14 protein-coding genes are annotated in these 12,666 nt (G+C 41.3%); 13 read left to right on the plus strand and 1 reads right to left on the minus strand.

The features are described from left to right. Positions 1-16 precede the first annotated feature (16 nt). The 13 genes from SOI76_RS05265 to SOI76_RS05325 are packed head-to-tail and all read left to right on the plus strand — an operon-like array spanning position 17 to position 12,186. The gene (locus SOI76_RS05265; RefSeq protein WP_104079080.1) at positions 17-772 is read left to right on the plus strand and encodes a hypothetical protein; all 756 of its coding nucleotides are present in this window, start codon (positions 17-19) and stop codon (positions 770-772) included. Next, on the plus strand, positions 753-2,159 hold the full coding sequence (locus SOI76_RS05270) for a packaged DNA stabilization protein (protein ID WP_104079079.1): 1,407 nt from the start codon (positions 753-755) through the stop codon (positions 2,157-2,159). Before SOI76_RS05265 ends, SOI76_RS05270 begins: the two co-directional genes overlap by 20 nt. Then, positions 2,156-2,284, plus strand: a complete 129-nt coding sequence (locus SOI76_RS05275) for a TetR family transcriptional regulator (RefSeq protein WP_104079078.1) — start codon at positions 2,156-2,158, stop codon at positions 2,282-2,284. The genes SOI76_RS05270 and SOI76_RS05275 overlap by 4 nt, the downstream gene beginning before the upstream one ends. Then, positions 2,274-2,795, plus strand: a complete 522-nt coding sequence (locus SOI76_RS05280; protein WP_104079077.1) for a hypothetical protein — start codon at positions 2,274-2,276, stop codon at positions 2,793-2,795. Before SOI76_RS05275 ends, SOI76_RS05280 begins: the two co-directional genes overlap by 11 nt. Then, a complete protein-coding gene (locus tag SOI76_RS05285; RefSeq protein WP_104079076.1) occupies positions 2,777-3,445 on the plus strand; it encodes a DNA transfer protein p32 in 669 nt (222 codons plus the stop codon). Before SOI76_RS05280 ends, SOI76_RS05285 begins: the two co-directional genes overlap by 19 nt. Then, positions 3,446-4,771, plus strand: coding sequence for a hypothetical protein (locus SOI76_RS05290; RefSeq protein WP_104079075.1), 1,326 nt, complete (start codon positions 3,446-3,448; stop codon positions 4,769-4,771). Positions 4,772-4,808: 37 nt separating this feature from the next. Then, positions 4,809-5,069: a hypothetical protein gene (locus SOI76_RS05295; RefSeq protein ID WP_017725046.1), complete on the plus strand. Its 261-nt coding sequence runs from the start codon at positions 4,809-4,811 to the stop codon at positions 5,067-5,069. Then, the gene (locus SOI76_RS05300) at positions 5,069-5,422 is read left to right on the plus strand and encodes a hypothetical protein (RefSeq protein WP_017725047.1); all 354 of its coding nucleotides are present in this window, start codon (positions 5,069-5,071) and stop codon (positions 5,420-5,422) included. Before SOI76_RS05295 ends, SOI76_RS05300 begins: the two co-directional genes overlap by 1 nt. A 60-nt stretch (positions 5,423-5,482) precedes the next feature. Beyond that, on the plus strand, positions 5,483-6,100 hold the full coding sequence (locus tag SOI76_RS05305; protein WP_017725048.1) for a glycoside hydrolase family 104 protein: 618 nt from the start codon (positions 5,483-5,485) through the stop codon (positions 6,098-6,100). A gap of 1 nt (position 6,101) precedes the next feature. After that, the gene (locus SOI76_RS05310) at positions 6,102-8,351 is read left to right on the plus strand and encodes a hypothetical protein (protein WP_104079074.1); all 2,250 of its coding nucleotides are present in this window, start codon (positions 6,102-6,104) and stop codon (positions 8,349-8,351) included. After that, on the plus strand, positions 8,326-9,279 hold the full coding sequence (locus tag SOI76_RS05315; protein WP_250621794.1) for a hypothetical protein: 954 nt from the start codon (positions 8,326-8,328) through the stop codon (positions 9,277-9,279). Before SOI76_RS05310 ends, SOI76_RS05315 begins: the two co-directional genes overlap by 26 nt. A gap of 38 nt (positions 9,280-9,317) precedes the next feature. Continuing rightward, positions 9,318-11,435, plus strand: coding sequence for an SGNH/GDSL hydrolase family protein (locus SOI76_RS05320; protein WP_104079072.1), 2,118 nt, complete (start codon positions 9,318-9,320; stop codon positions 11,433-11,435). A 1-nt stretch (position 11,436) separates the two neighbouring features. After that, positions 11,437-12,186 (plus strand): hypothetical protein, encoded by a 750-nt coding sequence (locus SOI76_RS05325; RefSeq protein ID WP_104079071.1) that lies wholly within the window; start codon positions 11,437-11,439, stop codon positions 12,184-12,186. Between the two features lie 25 nt (positions 12,187-12,211). On the opposite strand, the gene SOI76_RS05330 is transcribed toward SOI76_RS05325, so the two are convergent. Beyond that, a complete protein-coding gene (locus SOI76_RS05330; protein ID WP_104079070.1) occupies positions 12,212-12,622 on the minus strand; it encodes a hypothetical protein in 411 nt (136 codons plus the stop codon). Positions 12,623-12,666 lie beyond the last annotated feature (44 nt).

Consider the following 12,666-nt stretch of genomic DNA (forward strand, 5'->3'; position numbering starts at 1 on the left):
ATCTTAAGGAGCAGTCATGATCGTCAGTGAGATTGTAGAGTCTGCTATGAAAAAGTTGGGCATCTTAGCTTCTGGTGAACGTGCTAATGGCGATGAAATGGCGGATGGCATTGAATGCTTACAAGATCTCTTGGACCAATGGGCTTTAGATAAGCTTTATATTTACAAAGCAAATACTCTGATCATTCAGCTTAATGGTGCAGGTGAGTACCGCATCGGCAATAAAGCAAACATCCAAGATTGTTGTGAATACGAGATTACAAACTGTCCAGTTTGCACACCAGATGAACCAGTCGAAGAGCCTTGCGAATGTACGTGTGGTTGTACTACTGAGATACCAAAACCAACCATGATTGCTGATATTTCTATGGTATCTGATGATGCTTGGCTTGATGACTGCAAGATTAAGCTTGTACGCAATACAAACCGAACACCGCCAGTTTATGCGCCAGTTGAGTATTGGCAAGAGCCTGATGCTTGGGTATTTAAGGTTGAAGAGGGCAACTATAAGCAACTTAGAATTAAGGTTTATACCCTCCCGAAAAACCTTAATGCTAAAGATGAACTTCCCCTACCTCCGCAGTACAAGCGCCCATTAAAGCTAACATTAGCAATTGAAATCGCATCAATGTTCGGTACTGAACCGCCTTTAAGCGTAGTTCAAAATCAAAGTAATGCTATTGAAATGCTTAAGTCCAGCAACTCAGTTCCAGCTTATGCAACCAATGATCTACCAGTAGGAGTTAGATGTTATGGCGAGTACCATCATTGATATTCCTATTGTGGGGCAGTCCTACCACCTAAAAGACTGGTCAGTTGATTGCCAGCGCACACTTAACCTTTTCCCACAAGTGGTTGAAAGTGGTAACGCGCCACAAGTTGCCGCATTACTACCTACATCAGGCTTAATCAAAAAGTTTGAATTTGATAGCTACATTCGCGGTATGTATGCCATGAGTGACCAATTCTTGGTTGTGGCAGGGCAAAAGTTACTATCCATTCGCTCTGATAATTCAGTTAAAGAACTTGGAGAAGTAACGGGCATTGGACGTGTTTACTTTGCTGACAACTCTGTTCAGGTCATGATTGTAAGCAATAACACATATAGTTTTGACCTGAAAAGCAATGAGCTAACAAAGCTAGAACTTGGCGATTTCTTTGGTGCATCTGATGTAACTGTTCTTGATTCACGGTTTATTTGGACTGTTCCTCAGTCTGGGCGTATCCAGTGGTCAGATTTGCTCTCAACTAAAACCACAGCGCTTAGCTATGCCACTGCTGAGGCTAAATCAGACAACCTTGTTCGTACAATCGAAAACAACGGCTTGCTTTGGCTTATTGGTGAGAGAACAACTGAAATATGGGGGTCAACTACCAATAAAGATCAACCATTCCAACGCATGGGTGGAGCAGTTATTCCAACAGGGTGTATTGCGCCTGCTTCTGTTTGTCGATTTGGTGGGAGTCTTGCTTGGGTGACTAGAACTGAGCATGGACAAGGTCAAATCGTAATGACCGAAGGATATTCCACAATACGAATATCAAACCATGCAATTGAAAGTGATATTTCAACTTATCAAAGTATCCAAGATGCTTATGGATTTGCTTATCAAGAAAATGGGCATGCATTCCTTCTGATGACATTTCCTAGTGCTAAAAAGACTTGGTGTTATGACGACTCTACTAAGATGTGGCATGAGCGTAGTTATTTCAATCCAAAAACCTATCAGCATGAGCATCATCGTGCTTTTGTACATTGTTTCTTTAACAGCATGCAACTGGTTGGTGATCGCCAAAACGGCAAGATTTACCAGCTCACGCAAAGCAGCAATACAGATGATAATGAAACAATTGTTCGCGAGCGAATTACTCCTGTGGTCAACCCAACGACAGACCGTTGGATCTTCCATCACTTAGAAGTCTCAGCGCAAGTTGGGCAAGAAACAAATACAAAACCTCAAATCATTTTAGATTGGTCAGATAACCGAGGCCGAACTTGGTCTTATTCCCAACAAATGGATTTAGGTGGGATTGGGGAATATGACAAGCGTCTGATCTTCAAAAGGCTTGGACAGTCATTTAACCGTGTATTCCGCTTGAGATTTACAGATGCTTCAAGGCTTGTATTGCTTGGTGCAAAGGCAAAGGTGAGCCAATGAATTTAGAACCTCCTTTTCAACACCCAATGTTTGTGAATGGGCAAATGACACAACCTTGGCGAGTTTTCTTTGATGAGCTGGCTAAGGTTGTACAGAGACTAAATGAGGCATCAAATGAACCATGAAATAGAAAATCATGACAACACTTTGCTCCTCATGCAGATATTGGGTGACATTCAAAATCGTTCCTATATTGAATTAGTGCGAGATGTAGAGCAGAAGCTAAAAGCAAGTATTGCAGAAGGCGACATTCCAGAAGGCGAAGCACCTGTTACTCATCACTTTGCCCCAAATGTTTACATGAGACAAATGGATGCCCCAGCAGGCTCGCTAGTTGTAAGCAAAATGCATCGGACTGAGCATTTAAATATCTTGCTGAAAGGCAGCTTAACCGTAGTTACTGAAAACGGCATTGAGCTACTTAAGGCACCAATGGTGATTAAGTCAATGCCCGGTACAAAGCGAATTGGTTACTTTCATGAGGACAGCTCATGGATAACAATTCACCCAACACAATTGACTGATGTAGATGAAATTGAAAAAGAAGTAATTGTCCCTGAAGAAGAAATAGACAACTTCTTAGCTTCAATTGGGCACAAACCAGAGGAGTTTAAGTTATGTCATGGGGAGCCGTAATCGCAGGTGGTGCAGCGATTGTAGGTGGCGCTATGTCATCAAATGCATCCAAAAAAGCAGGCAAGCAACAATCACAAGCCGCAGAGGCAGCCGCACAAGCCCAATTAGAGCAATACAACCAAACTCGTGAAGATCTTGCGCCATATCGTGAAGCAGGCGGTTATGGTTTGGATCAACTATTAGCAGGCTATAAAGACGGTAGTTTGCTCAAAGGTTATGATGGCTCACAACTCTATCAAGACCCGTCTTATAAGTTCCGCTTGAATCAAGGTTTAGACTCTGTTCAATCTGGTGCAGCCTCACAAGGTGGGTTATTAAGTGGTGCAACGCTTCGAGCCTTAAATAACTATGGTCAAGAAGCAGCAAGCCAAGAATACAACAATGCTTATACCCGCTATACAAATGACCAGCAAAACCGTTATGCACGATTAATGGATCTAGCCAACATGGGCCAGAACTCAGCAGTTCAAACAGGATCAATGGGGCAAAGTGCGGTCGGTGCAGCTGGAGCCAACTTAATGCAAGGTGCTAATGCAGCCGCAGCAGGTACAATCGGGGCTAATAATGCTTGGACGAACACGATTGGGCAATTAGGTTCTGTGGCTTCTGCCTACATGAATAATCGCAACACAGGAACAAAGGTGGTTTAAATGGCTATTGATGCTTCTATCCCTTTACAGGCGCAAGGGATTAATGTTGCCAAGATGCTTGATGAAGGCTCACAAATCGGTCAACTTTGGCAACAACAGCGCCTAAACAAAGAGCTTGACCGTATTTATAATGAGTCACAAGGTGATATGAATAAAATGCTGAGCCTTGGTCAGCAATCACAAATGGCTCGCCACATTGTCCCTCAATTGCAAGCCCAACAAGCAGCTAGCCAAAAAAATCTTTTAGACCAACAAAAGACCTTAGCTGAAATCGCAAACACAAATGCGCAGGCAAATGAACGTACTGCAAATGCTGGCAACACTACCTTTGATACTTCACAGAAGAAGTTTGGAGCCATACAGGGTGTTTTTCAACAGGCTGCTATGACTGGCGATAAAGGTCAAGTTTTACTTGGTTTGGATGCTTTTCAGCGAGCTGGGGGGATTACGCCTGACGAATACGCTCATCAGTTTTCACTTATTCAAGCTATGACACCCGAAGAAGTAAAAAACTATGCCAGAGGTATAGCCTTTACAGATAAAAATACAGCACCACTCTTATACCAATCTGCGAATAATGCGGCTGACAATGCAACTTCAACTGCAAACAATATCCGTACTACTGATGCATCACGCTATGCAACTGATACAACAGCAGCCACAGCTGATAAAAACCGCGCTCAAGATGCTCAGCAATTTAGTCAAACTCAGCAGTTAAATGAATGGTTGGCTAAAAATAAGCCCATTGGTACAGAAATGGGGAATGATGGCTATATGTATGCCATTTATCCGGGCGGAAAAGGTGTAAGAATCTCAGACGAGAGAGGTACGCCAATTCAAGCTCAGCCGAAAAGTGCAGGTGCCAACAGTACAGCAGCAGCTCAGAATGAAGAGCGTCAACGTATTAGTAGAGTTAATGCGGTGCTTGATGAGATTCAAGGGATCTTGCCAGATGCAACAGCAAGCTATGCTGGTCGCGGTATTGACCTGTTAGCTCGTGGGGTTGGTATTGCTACTTCTGGTGATATTGCAACAGGCAAGTTGGGCACATTAGGCGGGCAATTAGTTGCTTTAATGCCAAAAATGTCGGGGCCGCAATCTGATAAAGATGTTGCAATGTATAAGCAAATGGCAGGTCAATTGGATGATCCAACAGTTCCATTGCAAGTCCGTCAGGCAGCACTGCAAACTATTCGTAGTTTGAATAACAAGTATGCCGAAATGAACTCGCAAAGGCCTACATCAGTGCCTTATCGAAATAATGCACCTACTAATACACAGCCTCAAAACCAAGCAAAGTTGAACAATATTCTGTTTGGTAAATAAATGTGCTATAAATTCCCTCATCAAGGTGGGGGTCTTTATGAAAAAAATAGCAGTATTTGCAACTATATTATTTATACCGTTCTTGGCTAATACAGCAACATCTTATGAAATTGAGAAATCTATTAATGATGAGACTTTTGTAATTAATGGAGAGATTTTTAAAGCAAAAAGTTACTGTATGAATATGGAAGAAGGTGATAGGGTAATTTTTATAGAAGGCAGCCCACATGGAGCGTGTTCTTCAGCTAAGCTTTATAACTTAAGAACTGAAAAAACATGTAACGTTTGGTGCGAATAATGAAAAAATTAATAATTCTAATTATGCCAATAGTTGCTTTGCTTGGCTGTGCTACAGCAGATATTGTTCCTATAGGCGCAGATACATATATGATTTCGCAAACATCCGCAGGTGGCATGTTTAAAAGCATGAGTTCGCTTAAAACAGGAGTGATAAAGCGTGCAAATGAATATGCAGCCTCACAAGGGAAAGTTGCAGTGCCAATTGCAGAGACTGAATATCCTGCTTATCCGGGCCGCATGCCTGCTTACGAGTATCAATTCAGACTGTTAGATAGGAATGACTCTAAGGCTGGTGGTGCATCATTAAAGCCAAAATCAGTTGTAATTGAAAACCACATTATTACTGAGTAAATTATGTCTTCATCAAAAAGCTGCCTTCTCGGCAGCTTTTTTATTGCCTAAGGAAAAGTTATGGCATCAGCTCAAAAATACATGCAACTGCTTAACAATCCAAATGCTCGCCGAATGCTTGATTTAATCGCAAGTGCAGAAGGCGTTAAGCATGGCTATAACACACTATTTGGCAATCAGCGGTTTGATGATTTATCAGGGCATCCCAATATTCGCAAAGCATTTACCCAAACAGATGGCAAGAAAAACTACACGACAGCAGCTGGACGTTATCAATTCCTGAATGACACATGGAATGGGTTATCAAGACAATATGGCCTTAGAGATTTCTCACCACAGTCGCAAGACATTGGAGCAATCGCTTTGCTTGACCAGATTGGGGCCCTTCCCTATGTGTTAAAGGGTGATTTCGGTACTGCTATTAAAAAGTCTGGGGGGACATGGGCATCATTGCCTTCATCAAACTATGCCCAAAATAAGCGGTCATGGGACTTTATCAACAAACAACTAGGTAGCAAGGTAAGTACTTTTGAGCCTGAGTTTGTTGATTTAAAGAAAGTTGGTATTTCAGCTAATTTCCAACCAAAAATGGTTGATCTTGCAAGCGTTGGAATTGGGACAAAATCCGATTTTCAGCCAGAATTTGTGGACTTAAGGTCAGTTGGAATAGGTGTTTAAAATGGCTAGTCAAAATGATATTTCAGCCCGTATCGCAACTGCAAAAAAAGAAGGCTTCACAGATGAACAGATCTACTCAAGCCTAGCTTCTAATGCTGGATTTGGGAAACGCATTTCAATGGCGAAAAAAGAGGGCTTCTCTGATGTCCAAATTGCGCAGAATCTAGGTTTAAACCTTCAAAAAGATCTAGGACAGCAGAAGCCTATCAAGGTGTCTGCGTCTTTCAAGCCTTTTGATTGGCAAGCAGCACAACAGAAGGCTATGCAAGAACAAGCTAAAGCGGCAGGCCCTACACGGTTATGGGAATCTGCCTTGCTTGGTGCTTCTGATCTTGGTGCAGGGGTAGTGCAAGGTTTTGCTTATGCAGGTGATAAGCTCGGACAAGGGTTGAACGCTGCATTAGGCACTAACTTTGATACTGGTGCTTATGACCGGTTCACTAATCAACGGAAGGATATTCAAGACTTCCACCAAGCACGTCGCCAACAAGCTGGACAAGGATATGATGTAGCACGTCTAGGCGGACAAATAGCCGCTACAGCACCATTAGGTGCTTTAGGTCGTGGTTATGAAGGGGCAGCAATTCTTTCAAAAGCTGGTGCAGGTGTGGCAGCACAAAATGCAGCAGTTGGCGCAGCGATTGGAGGTGCAGGATTTGCTGAGAATGGCAAGCAGCGTTTAGAAAATGCAGCACTAGGTGGTATTGGTGGTGCAGCAGGTGCAGCGATTGGTGAAAAGGTTGGGCAGGGTGTTTCTAAGGTCGCTAGATCGGTTAAAAACACAGGTTCACGTGCAGCTCAACAAACAGCACAAGCCATTGATAAAAACCTTGATGATGCCTTACGTCAACAGGGGATGTCTCTTGGTGATTTATCTGATGATGTTGCTAATGGTTTACGCAAAGAAGCCCGCGATGCATTAAAAGCAGGAAAGAACCTAAATCCCGAAGCAGTTGCTCGAAAGGCAGTTCTGGATCAAGTTGGGATTAAGGGTACAAAAGGTCAGGTGAGTGGAAATGCTGAAGTTTGGCAAAGAGAAGCTGAACTTGCAAAACTTCAAAATGTAGGAACACCACTTCGTGAAAAGTTTATTGAAGACAATAAACAATTAGCCAACTTGTTAGAAGATGCTACCACAAGAACAGGTGGCAAGGCAGTTGATCAATATGGTGCTATGCAGAGTGTTGTTAATTCATTAAATTCTCAACTTGATCAAAACAAGCAATTCATTGGTGCCGCATATGATGCTGCAAAAAAAGCAGCAGGTAACGATGTTGTGATTGATGGTCGTGGATTTGCAAACGATGCTTTCACTGCTCTGGATCAAAATTATGCGCTCTCAAGCTTGCCACCAAGTGTTCAAAAGATCATAAAAGATGTGGCAGACAACCCTGATAAGTTCACTTTAGGCAAATCAGAAGAACTGATCAAAATTCTGAATCGTGAATACAAATCATCATTACTAATGGGTCAGCCAACAAGCTCGACATACTCAATTGGCTTAGTCCGTGATGCCTTGAATAAGCGCCAAGCTGAAGCAATGCAGGGGTTGTTGACTAATGGTAATGATGCTGCTCAAGCATATCAATTCGCACGACAGGCTAACCAATTCAATGCAAATCAAATTGAAGGCATGCCTTTGCTACAAGATGTGAGAAAGGGTGTTGAGCCAGATAAGTTGTTCAATAAACATATCTTAAATGGAAATGTTAATGAGCTTGATCGAACTATTAAGCTACTCAACAACGTTAATCCTCAAGCGGTAGCAGACTTGAAACAGCAAACCCTTGAGTATATTGCGAATAAGGCCATTAAGCAGAATGGTCAGTTTAGTCCAGCATCAATGAAAGGGGCTCTCGATTCGATAGGGGATCGACGCTTAGCAATTCTATTTGAACCATCTGAGCTGAAAAATATTAAAAATATTAGCAAAGCAGGTGAATATCTTGTCACCCAGCCTAACAACGCATATGTGAATAATTCAAACTCTGCGTCAGGTGCAATCAACAGCCTTATGAATTTCTTTGGAAGTCCAAAGGTAAAATCAGTTTTAAATCTACCCTACCTTAAGGACTATGTGGTTGACCCTGTTACTAACTATGGGAATAGTCGAGCTGTTAGCAACTCACTCCGTCCAGACGTGTCAGGTTCACCAATTCCACCAAAACAACCAACGCCACAAGAACAAACCCTAATAGATCGGTTGGTCCAAGCAGGCTTACTTGGTGGCGCAGGCTCTACAAGACAGTAAAATTAATCAATCTCACAACCTCCTTCGGGAGGTTTTTTTATTTGAGGTCAATATGTATCCATTAATGACCAACGTCACAGCACAATTTGTTGATGACAACGGAAAGCCTCTAGCAGGTGGGCAGGTGTGGACCTACGAATCTGGAACAACAACGCCTAAAGCCACTTATGTTGATCCTGATGGGGTAGCCAAGAACACCAACCCAATTATTCTGGATGAAGCAGGGCGCGCCAATATCTATCTAGATGATGGGGCTTATCGAGTAAGAGTTTTATCAGCTGATGGCGTCCTCATCGCAGATACAAACAAGCTTTCCCGATATGTAACAAGCACCGAACTAGATGAATTTATTCAGCAAGTACAAGATGGTTTAGATGAGCTGAATCAGGTCAAGGAATCTCTCAATACTTATGTTGAGCAAGGAATTGAAGCTCAAAAAGGTGTTGCTGGTGGCTTAGCGCCATTGGATGAAAATGACAAGATAGATCCGCTTTATCTTAAAACTAGTGACGCTCTAGATCTCGATGATTCAAAGACATTAGCGACTTCAAAAGCCGTTAAGACGCTCAATACCAAGAAGATCGAAAAGAAAGACTTAGCCTCTGGTGATGCACCTATATTTGCTGCCCGTGCACGCGGGTCATTCAAAGGTACGGATGGCACCAAAGTTGGTGATGGTGGGAATTTCAAAGCAGTAACTCGTCTAGGGGTTGGCTCTTATGAAATCGAACTTACAACAGCTTTGCCTGACACAAATTATCAAGTTCTCCCAAAAGCTTCCAACAATGGCGTTTTTTCAGCTCAAGACGCCAATCTTGATTACACCTTCACAAAGACCACTACAAAATTTCGACTGGTTTGCACATTTGGTGGCGATAACACCACCGGCCGATTCGACCCTGATTTAGTGGATTTCATCGTTTTCTAATAACACCCGAAAGGGTGTTTTTTTATGGATAAGTAAAAATGGCACAACTCGCTCCAATGATGCAGCTGCGTCCCCGCTTTGAAGACAAATGTGGACATCCTCTAGCTGGGGGCAATGTATTTGCATTTGAAGCAGGCACATCAAACCCTAAAGCAACTTATGCAGATGCCGAAGGAACTATCCCAAACACACACCCGATCAAACTTGATTATCGTGGTGAAGCAGATATTTTCCTATTATCGGGCCGTTATAGATTTGTTGTGTATTCATGCACTGGCGTAAAAATCTATGATGTTGACGATGTTGGTGAATGGCTCGGAACGCTTACAGCTGATCGAGTGATGGATGGTGATAAGTCTCAACATCAAATTAATATCGATCAAGCTGAGAAAAATCTAGAGCTATCTGAAGAAATTGTAAGTTCAGTAAAATCTGAGCAAGACAGAGCACTTTTAGCTGAATCAACTCTTCAGACTAGTATCGGTAATGAAAGCACTCGAGCCACAGATGCAGAAGCAAATCTAAGCTTAAAAATTGATGGCGAAACGTCACGCGCACAAGCGGCTGAACAAAACCTTCAGGTTCAGATTACAACAGGCAATGCTGGCATCAAATACTTCTCAACTGAAGCTGAGTTATTGGCATTTGTACCAACCACAACAGATCCAAAGCAAGCATATGCTTTTGATACAAAGAAAAACTATTTGTGGAAGCTTAAATCAGGGTCGACTACTGAATATGAATGGAAAGATGAAGGTAAAAGTCAGTTGGCTCTGGCTGAAGAATTTACTTCAGAAAAGATTGAAGGTGCAATAGGTGTAAAGCCGCAATGGTTCGTAAAAGATAATAACAACCTAATGCTGGCAGCATTTGAAGCAGAGCAAGCCTCGTTTGCCAACATAGATATATTAAAAACAACTATTGCTAATTTACCCTTACTTTTTGTTGGAGAAGATGGTTTTACTTTAGTTCCACTACCAGAAGATCCTCCAGAGGTTCAAAGCTCTACTGGCTCTAATGTTCTAATCGATTTATCAAACCCCACACTAAATTCACTTATTGTAGGTTGGGCAGACAAGTCATACCAATTATATGTTCCTCAACTTTTTAATGATCGAGTATTAATTGGAAATCAGAAGAGCGTAAAGTCTTCATTTATCTCTAAAACTCTTCCTTACTCAAAACAGAGCAATGAGCTGTTAGATATTGACTTATCAAAAGTTGGACCAACTGCCCAAATCATGTTTCGGAATGATTCTGAGTATACAAAACGAACGTTAATAGACTTAAATATTAAGTCTATTTCTAATGGGGCATCTAATCTAAAAATTCTTATGATAGGTGACTCAATAACGTGGAATGGTGCAACTAATATTGCTCATGATGCCCTTGTTGAACACGGCTATACCCCAACTTTTTTTGGAACACTTGATAAATATTCAACAGTCCCGCCGATCTCAATTAATGACTATCTGCATGAGGGGCATTCAGGCTGGGAAACAGGAGACTTTACTAATTATATTAATGATCGGTCTCAGCCAGTAGCTGTTGGAGATGAGGCTAAATATTTGGCAGCTCAGGCTCCATATCAATTAAAAAATGATTTTAACCCTTTCATTCGTGTAGCAACTGGCTCAGATGATCCAGCATTAGTTCGAAATGGTTATATCTTTGACGCGGTTTTTTATCGAGATAGATTTGGTTTTTCTAATGATGTTGATTGTATCTACATAGCAACAGGCACTAATGATCTGCGCGACAGAACCGATTCAACATTAATTCCAATCTATGAATCTGAAATGAAAATCATGATTGATAGTCTAAAGTTAGCCTTTCCAAATTCAGCAGTTATTTTATGTGTTCCAAATACATCAAATACAGCTGGACGCAACACTCTTTGGAATAAATATTACCGCCTACAGCGTTCAGCAATGAATATTGCAAAAACCAGAAGTGCGGAACGTATTTATTTTGCCCCAATTCATGCGATGACCTGCCCAGAAATTGGATATTTACATAGTGGCGCCACTGACACCATCAGCGGAGCAGTTACTGGATCTTTTTCTGATGAAATTCACCCTTATTACGCTTCGCGTATTCAAACTTGGTATCAAGCTTCTGCATATGCGGCAGCTGCAAAAAACGGAGTAATCTAATATGACTAAAGTAGTTGTAGTGCATGGGGAGCTTGGGGAAAACGATAACTCAAAGTTGGTTTTAGAAGTTCCTGGAGCTGAATATATTGGAATTTGTAATACCTCTTTGTCGAAAGTAAAAAATAACTTTGCTCCTTTACAGAAAAGATCGCAGATAGTTGGTTCTTTAGTTGTTCAGCCGAACTATACATCGTTCAAGTCCTTGTCCAACTATATTCAGACTGATATTAGAGAGCAAAACGAGATGACTACATTCGTTGTTGCTAAAACAGCAATTGTCCCGAACTCAACGACAAATGCAGTTGCTTTTATATCCAATTATAAATCCCCACCATTAGATGGTTCGACTGGAACACTTCTAAACTCATTTTATCTAGGAGTCAATTCAGCAGGAAAGCTAATGACAATTAGTTTACAGGGGAATAATGCTACAGATGCGTCCGCAGTTGCGGCAGCTTCAGGAATAACAAACTGGACTGCTAATGAATATCACTTAGTAGCAGCGCGGCTAACAAACACCCGTGTTCAGCATTGGGATAAAACAAAGAACTATAGCATTTATGCCGATCTCACCAAGCCACGGTATTTAGCAGCAAACAAGTTGCGAATTGGTTCGACTTATACTGATTTTGCAGGAGATGTTGATATTGCGCTTCTAATTCACTATCCACGTGCACTTTCTGATAGTGAGATTGATACTGTAACTGCCTGGATTCGCAACTATATGGCAGGGCGTGGAATAACAGTTTAAAAAAAGGGAGTTAACACTCCCTTATTTATAAACATTCACGAATGTAAGAATGGATATTTTTATTTGCATCGACCAAATCAAAATCAGCAGTAATACTTGAGGTTTTCACCTTTAGAAACTTTGACTCTTCCATATCTTTTAAAATGGATCGACTATCCTCAGGTGAAAAATTCACTAAATCATCTGCAACATTAGCTATATATGATTTCTCTGCCTGATCAGTGGTAAAGGTAAAGTTACGATCAAGTTTAAGTGGTCCTTTAATTCCAAAAGTTGAAACATGTGTTTCTTTATCACACTTAATTCCAAAAGATAGTCCAAGGGTATCATTAGATGGTTTAAGTTGGATTGACTCTTGGTTTTTTGGGCCATTTAGGTTGCTGCAACCAACGAAAACGATAGTAGTGAGCAAAAGCAAAGATTTATGCAAGTTCATATTTGTATAAAGTATTAAGTTTTGTACTATTCTAGTTTTTTTGA

The sequence above is a fragment of the Acinetobacter pittii genome (assembly GCF_034064985.1).
GTDB lineage: Bacteria > Pseudomonadota > Gammaproteobacteria > Pseudomonadales > Moraxellaceae > Acinetobacter > Acinetobacter pittii_H.

Bases quoted from the DNA above. Each gene is read 5' to 3' on its own strand.
- SOI76_RS05265 (WP_104079080.1), top strand. From the start codon at position 17: ATGATCGTCAGTGAGATTGTAGAGTCTGCTATGAAAAAGTTGGGCATC.
- SOI76_RS05270 (WP_104079079.1), top strand. From the start codon at position 753: ATGGCGAGTACCATCATTGATATTCCTATTGTGGGGCAGTCCTACCAC.
- SOI76_RS05275 (WP_104079078.1), top strand. From the start codon at position 2,156: ATGAATTTAGAACCTCCTTTTCAACACCCAATGTTTGTGAATGGGCAA.
- SOI76_RS05280 (WP_104079077.1), top strand. From the start codon at position 2,274: ATGAACCATGAAATAGAAAATCATGACAACACTTTGCTCCTCATGCAG.
- SOI76_RS05285 (WP_104079076.1), top strand. From the start codon at position 2,777: ATGTCATGGGGAGCCGTAATCGCAGGTGGTGCAGCGATTGTAGGTGGC.
- SOI76_RS05290 (WP_104079075.1), top strand. From the start codon at position 3,446: ATGGCTATTGATGCTTCTATCCCTTTACAGGCGCAAGGGATTAATGTT.
- SOI76_RS05295 (WP_017725046.1), top strand. From the start codon at position 4,809: ATGAAAAAAATAGCAGTATTTGCAACTATATTATTTATACCGTTCTTG.
- SOI76_RS05300 (WP_017725047.1), top strand. From the start codon at position 5,069: ATGAAAAAATTAATAATTCTAATTATGCCAATAGTTGCTTTGCTTGGC.
- SOI76_RS05305 (WP_017725048.1), top strand. From the start codon at position 5,483: ATGGCATCAGCTCAAAAATACATGCAACTGCTTAACAATCCAAATGCT.
- SOI76_RS05310 (WP_104079074.1), top strand. From the start codon at position 6,102: ATGGCTAGTCAAAATGATATTTCAGCCCGTATCGCAACTGCAAAAAAA.
- SOI76_RS05320 (WP_104079072.1), top strand. From the start codon at position 9,318: ATGGCACAACTCGCTCCAATGATGCAGCTGCGTCCCCGCTTTGAAGAC.
- SOI76_RS05325 (WP_104079071.1), top strand. From the start codon at position 11,437: ATGACTAAAGTAGTTGTAGTGCATGGGGAGCTTGGGGAAAACGATAAC.
- SOI76_RS05330 (WP_104079070.1), bottom strand. From the start codon at position 12,622: ATGAACTTGCATAAATCTTTGCTTTTGCTCACTACTATCGTTTTCGTT.